The following is a 6028-nucleotide window of genomic DNA, read 5'->3' as shown; positions in this document are numbered from 1 at the left end:
AAACCGTCAGCCCCTGCCGATGAAGATCAAGTATCATGATGACTTCCCCAAGCTTGATCACCGCACCCGCTCCCTCGTTCTGGGCAGAGCAGGATCGGGTGATCGATTCGCCGCCCATCCTCAGGGCGCGCCCTGAGGATGGGCGACACGATCAACTGGGGATTTTTTAAACGGCACTTCTGGGGAGAATTACTCAGGCATCAACAGCCGGTGAAGCGAAGCGCTCGGACCGACATGACAGACCGCGCTCCCGCCCACAGATAGAATTCCTGCCGGATCAGCTGGAACGGCCGTTCATTCCAGCCGGCCTCGAAAAGGCCAGGAAGCCGCGCGGACACATGCGGCGCTTATCACTGACGTAGATCGTCGACGCCGAGAGCTGCAGTCAGCTAAGGCGGCGCGACCGAGATCAAGGTGAAGGAGCGCAAGGATCGCGTTGATGACGCAATGCACGCGACCCGTGCGGGGGTGGAAGAAGGCATCGTTCCGGGCGGCGGCGTCGCCCTGCTCCGTGCCACCGAGCAGCTCAAGGGCCTGCGCACCAAGAACGACGACCAGAAGACCGGCGTCGAGATCGTGCGCAAGGCGCTGTCCTGGCCGGCCCGTCAGATCGCGATCAACGCGGGCGAAGACGGCTCGGTCGTGGTCGGCAAAGTCCTGGAGAAGGATCAGTACTCTTACGACACGATGCGCAGACCGGCGAGTACAGCAACCTTGTCTCCAAGGGCATCATCGACCCGACCAAGGTCATGCGCACCGCAGTCCAGAACGCGTCGTCGGTGGCGGCTCTCCTGATCACCACCGAGGCGATGGTCGCCGAGTTGCCGAAGAAGCCGGCCGCCGGCCCCGCAATGCCTCCTGGGGGCGGCATGGGTGTTATGGACTTCTGATCCAGCCGCCGGCACGTGAACCACGAAACGCGAGAACCCCGGCAGCAATGCCGGGGTTTTTGTTTGCTCTTGCAATCTCTTACCACGTTGTTCCGGGCTCGCATTACGCGCGTCCCGGAATCTGCTGTTGGCAGATTCAGCAGCGCTGGTCGCCTTTTTCGTTAAGCATGTTCAGCCGATTGTGAACCCAAGATTTCATATGCCGACCTGATGCAACAAAAAGCTCCGCGAGACGCCCCGCTCGTCTGGAGCGTCCGTTCAGCTATCCACGGGCTTCCGTCAAGTCTTCACAAATGCTTCGTCAATTTTGCTCTGCCAGTTAGGGCCGCCGGCCTTGAAATGATTCAAGACAACGGGGCTAAGCCGAGCTTATTCGTCGGCGCCTTATTGAGCCGCGGCGCCTTGCGCATCGTTGGGAAGACCTCGTCGAAGGCTTTTGTCTTTGCAAAGTCGCGTTTAGTCGATTTCGGGTTATCGCTTAGTCATAGCCTCACGCTGGCACTTGGACACTGCCTGACCGCTCGGCCGACATCCTACAACAAGTTGCTGGCGAAGCTCGCCTCGCACCACCGCAAGCCGCATGATCGTTCCTTACCACGCCAAAGATGGGTCCGACCTCCGTTCAGGATCTCCCCGCCGGGAAATTCCATGAGATCGGGCCGGCGACAAGCGCCAAGATGAACCGCCTCGGGATTTTCCCGGGCATGGACATGCGCAACAGACACTCGAGTTCATGAACGCCAACTTCGGCAAGGCCGATAGCTACTCTGTTGGATACCCACGGCATCGACGAGCGTCCCGTGCGTGCCAACCGGATCCGCAAGTCCCTCGGTGCGGAGAACACCTTCTCAGAGGACCTAGCGGAGTACGATGCTCCGGCAGCGGAACTGAAGCCGCTCATCGAAAAGGTTTCGCACCACTGCGAGGCCACAGGCGCCCGGGGCGGGACGGCGACGCTCAGGGTGAAGTTCTCCGATTGCGAACTAATCACCCGGAGCAAATCAATCGGTCATCCATACCGCAAGCGATCTTCGACCCTCGCTCAGGACCCGCTGAAGCACCTGATGCCGCCAAAGAAGCCAATACAATTGCTCGGAATTGCGATAGTCAGCGTCATCACGCAGCTTCTGCGGTGTGGACGGCAGATCAGCCAGAGAGTGACGACCGCGCTAGATGTCTGACAGAGCCCTCGCCGGCACCGCTGGCGCAGCATCACTACCAACTCGAGGGTGATGGATGAGCCGAACGTCGTTGGGTCCTCCCGGCCCCAAGACGGCGGTGTAGCGCTCGCCGCGAATGTCGTAGTGCTTTACCGGCTCCGTCGCGTCCGGCAAGAGGCCCCAGCGGCCCAGCTTCGAGATCATCATGTCCGGCGCGGGTTGGGTGCCGTGGGAAAAGTCCTCGGGAACGGCCAATGAAGCATCAAAAGTCTCGCCGACCGCTGAGGGCATAGCCTCAGCCCTGGCGGACGCGGGCGCGGCTTGCTCCATCCTGTGTCCAAGCGGCGCTGGCGAGGTCCGATTCCCCGGCCGCGCGCTCGGCTGCGGAGCGTTTTCCGGTCGAGATCCGAGACGAATGGCAGCGCCTGGCGGATTGAGTGGGGCGCTCTGCCTCATCAGCCCCGCGGGCACCAACAGCGCCGTGTAACGGTCAGTGTTGATCACGAAGCTGGTCGGTCGGCTGTCCTGGCTCGGCGGGAGGCTGCTCCCCTCCCGCGCAGTGATCAGCTCGTCCGGCGCGTGCTGGTGGCCGAAGTTCAAGGGACGAACGGCCTCTCCGAAATTCGGGGCCTGAGGATGGCGCGCGGTTGGCCCGAGAGACGACGATGGGCCGGCGCCTTCCATCCTCGCCCACAGCAGATCCGGATCGTAACCTTCCGCAGGAAGGACCACTGGCGAGCCGACAGCTCGCCCGAGAGGCGACGGTGGGCCGGCGTCTTCCATCAACACGCGCGCGGCTGAATTGCCGGCCTCGCTCAGCTGCCGCGCAATGGCATCCTCTTGCGGATGGCTTAGCGTCCTCTGCCTCTTGGCCGCGCTCCCGGTCAGCTCGTCCGGAGCCGGCTGGTAGCCGTCGCGCCGGTTCAACTGACGAACGGCTTCTCCAAAATCCGGCGCTTGGTGATCGCGCACGGTTGGATCGAGAGACGATGCTGGGCTGGCTTCGTCCATGATCCCCCGCAGCAGACCCTGATCGTGACCTTGCGTTGTGAGCCCCTCCGACCATCTCAAAGCTTCCCGCGACGCGCTGTCCTGCTGCGCAGCGGCGTCCCCAAGACGTCTGGCGACGGCGCCTTCGGAATGAGGATCGCGGGCACTATGGCGCCCGAGCTCCAACGGATAATAGGAGCCTGGAGGAGCAGGAACCCCTGCGACGGGAGCGGCATCGCGTTGCGGCACTTCATCCAAGTGCGGCTCAAATTCCGCTTGCTGCTGTTGCTGTTGTGCCACCGTGGCGTTGTACGTAGCGAGATCTCGGTCGAATGGGCTGATATTGTTAAGTGGGTCCATGTTCCCCTCCGGTTGGGGCCGGTTCGCAATCCTGAGCGGATAGTGTCGCTCTCTAGTTCTCACTCTACTAGGATCAGCTTTCGACAAGCTGACGGGCTTAGAGAATTAGAGTGGGCCAAATTGGCCGAAGCGTGCATTCTCTCACACGCAGCAGCATCGGTCGTCCGCCGAAGAAAGGCCTTAATGACCAAGAGGAGAGATTTTTGCGCTGGCGAAGTTGGAGCAATCGGAACCACCGCTTGCCGCTTACTAGTACCCGGAATCAGAGCTGAGTGATACGGCGGCCTTTGAACCGGCGTTGACGGACCCTTTTCTTGGTCCAGACGAAGGGCTCGGCTTTGTCGTTGTAAGCGTTGACGTAGGCATCGATGTGGTCCTGAAGCTGCTTGAGGCTTGTGAAGGAAGTGCCGCTGAGCGACTGCCCCTGCAAGATCGAAAACCATACCTCGACCTGATTGAGCCAGGACGCACTTGTCGGCGTGAAATGAAATTCCACGTTGGGGTGGGCATTGAGCCAACGCTCGTTCTTCTTGTGGGTGTTGAGGTTGTCGAGGATGACGTGAAGCTTCCGGTTTGGAAAAGCCGCGGTGACGCTGTTCATGAAATCGAGAAACTCGACGCGGCGACGTCGTTTTGAGTGCGTTGCGATGATCTTTCCGGTGGCGACTTCGAGCGCCGCAAACAGCGTTGTGGTGCCATGCCGCTTGTAATCGTGGCTCTGACCAGTCAAGGCGCGGCCATTGGGCAACTTCAGATAACCCTGCGCTCGCTCCAAGGCCTGGATCGAGGGCTTCTCGTCCACGCACAGCACAATGGCCTTCGCCGGCGGGGCGACATAGAGGCCGACAACATCGGCGGCTTTGGCCGTAAAGTTCGGGTCGTTGCTCTCACACCAGGACTTGCGAGCCGCGAGGTCGATCTTGTGGCTGCGCAGGAACCGCCAGACATATTGGACGTCAACATCGCCCAGCGCCTCGGCCAGCAGGGGCCCGGTCCAGCGTGCGAACCCTTCCGGCGACGGCTTGTCCAGCAGCTTCAGAATCCGCTTGTCGGTCGTCTTCGTATAGATCGGCTGCTTGCCGGGTCGCGGCTTGTCTTGCAGCCCTTCAAGGCCTTGGTCGGCATAGCGATGCCGCCAAAGGCTGACAATCCGCGGCTGGACCCCAACTTCCTTGGCGATCGACCGGGTGCTGCGCCCGGCCGCCGCCAACAGAACGATCCGCGCCCGCTTCAAATCGCGCTGCAATGTCGTCGGCGAGCGACAACACGCCTCAAGCACCTTGCGATCTTTCCGCGAAAGGTGGACTTCTCTTGCTTCGGGTATCATCCATATCTTGAATCACGACTCACGATCCAAGAAAAGTGAGTACTAGGTCCTGTGGACCTCCTGGGATTCCCTTAAGCCGGCACATCAGTTCAAGACTGCTTTTGGGGAGGCAGTCTTGGGTATGATCGACCGTATGGTTTTGAGCGACGCGCCGTCGGATCGGATGGCGCCGCTGATTATCGGCCGGGCTGACAAAAGGGATCGACTGGAGGCGACTACCGGATGTTCGTGGAGGGCGTTCTATGGATTGTGCGTACGCGAGCTCGCTGGCGTGATCTTCCAGAGGCGTTTGGCGATTGGAACAGCGTTCTCCAACGCTTCAGCCGCTGGAGCGCGAAGGCTGTATGGTGGCGATCTTCGAAGCGATGTCTGACGATCCAGACTTCGAGTATCGATCGTTGATTGCACCATCGTCCGAGCCCATTAGCACGCTGCCAGGGAGCCTGCTCCTCGATCGGGGCGAGCGTACCGCGGCACCCGAGGAGTTCGTGCTTGGTGCGTTATTGCGAGGCTGCACGGCCAGCTTGCCGGATTCGGAAGCGCTCGCCATCCCCCCTCCGCGCCATTCGTGGGAGCCCCGATGAGTTTACCCCGCTCGCCAACTGCTCCGAAATGGGATAGACGTGCGCTTTCGCAAAGACTGCTTGGCCCGCAACGAGCTTTACGTGCTCGGCCCTCTTGCCGGCTCGGACCCGCTTACTGAATGACCCGTCGCCGCGATAGTTGATCATACCAGTCGTTTGGTGCCCTCCTGGTCCCATACTGCAACCGTTGAGCCCCCCCTCCGTTCTTGTCTATCAGGCGGAAACCGGTGTTCCGCTGCAGCAAGTTGGAGCGCTCGTCGGTCAGAGTGCGCATCGAGAGATCTGGCCGCATGTGATCGATTGGCTGGGGCTTTAGGGTTTGAGCTACGAGCAACTACGCGCCCCAGCTGCCGTGTGCCGGCATCGTCGCAGCGAATTGATCAGGTCGCTCGTGGACCAATCTTGGGCCGTGCTTCTTGGCGATGACACGCGGCCTGCCGTTCAGCCCTCATCCAAACTTGAATAACACCCCATATCCGCCACGCGGATAGCTCCATTCGATGTCGCCAGTGGGTTCGCCGATGACACGGCAGGTGCCGCATTCGATGCAGCCGTCGACGGTGACCTCGACCTGCCCCTTGTGGTTGAGTTCATAGCAGCGCGCCGGGCAGACCTTCAAGAGTGCAAGCAGCTGTGGGGACGGCTTCGTATGTGCGCGTACTTTGATGTGAGGATGACCGACGTCGACAAGATAGCGGTTGTAGAACAGCTTGTCCT

General features: G+C 60.9%; 4 protein-coding genes and 3 pseudogenes. 3 read left to right on the top strand and 4 right to left on the bottom strand.

Annotated elements, in window-relative coordinates:
* Positions 1-393: 393 nt before the first annotated feature.
* Positions 394-890: pseudogene (locus tag ACZIRK_RS44400) on the top strand (TCP-1/cpn60 chaperonin family protein); the annotation flags it as partial.
* Between the two features lie 279 nt (positions 891-1169).
* Here the strand turns inward: ACZIRK_RS44400 and ACZIRK_RS44395 are convergent.
* Positions 1170-1247: pseudogene (locus ACZIRK_RS44395) on the bottom strand (BrnA antitoxin family protein); the annotation flags it as partial.
* 413 nt (positions 1248-1660) lie between these two features.
* Here ACZIRK_RS44395 and ACZIRK_RS44390 point away from each other — a divergent pair.
* Positions 1661-2071 (top strand): DinB/UmuC family translesion DNA polymerase, encoded by a 411-nt coding sequence (locus ACZIRK_RS44390; RefSeq protein ID WP_245475207.1) that lies wholly within the window; start codon positions 1661-1663, stop codon positions 2069-2071.
* Here ACZIRK_RS44390 and ACZIRK_RS44385 read toward each other — a convergent pair.
* Together ACZIRK_RS44385 and ACZIRK_RS44380 are read right to left on the bottom strand one after the other, a co-directional pair.
* Complete coding sequence (locus ACZIRK_RS44385; protein WP_474419746.1) at positions 2060-3400, bottom strand: hypothetical protein; 1341 nt, start codon at positions 3398-3400, stop codon at positions 2060-2062. The two genes, ACZIRK_RS44390 and ACZIRK_RS44385, sit on opposite strands and share 12 nt — an antisense overlap.
* A gap of 262 nt (positions 3401-3662) precedes the next feature.
* Positions 3663-4727: an IS630 family transposase gene (locus tag ACZIRK_RS44380; RefSeq protein WP_474419745.1), complete on the bottom strand. Its 1065-nt coding sequence runs from the start codon at positions 4725-4727 to the stop codon at positions 3663-3665.
* A gap of 115 nt (positions 4728-4842) precedes the next feature.
* Between ACZIRK_RS44380 and ACZIRK_RS44375 the strand changes: the two are divergent.
* A pseudogene (locus tag ACZIRK_RS44375) lies at positions 4843-5151 on the top strand (transposase); the annotation flags it as partial.
* Positions 5152-5759: 608 nt separating this feature from the next.
* On the opposite strand, the gene ACZIRK_RS44370 reads toward ACZIRK_RS44375, so the two are convergent.
* Positions 5760-6028, bottom strand: a 269-nt coding sequence (locus ACZIRK_RS44370) for a ferredoxin family protein (RefSeq protein ID WP_463719107.1), incomplete at its 5' end; no start/stop codon positions are given.

This window comes from Bradyrhizobium sp. Leo114 (assembly GCF_055229415.2).
Note: the sequence above shows the minus strand (reverse complement) of the source record. Positions and strands in the feature narration are given on the sequence as shown.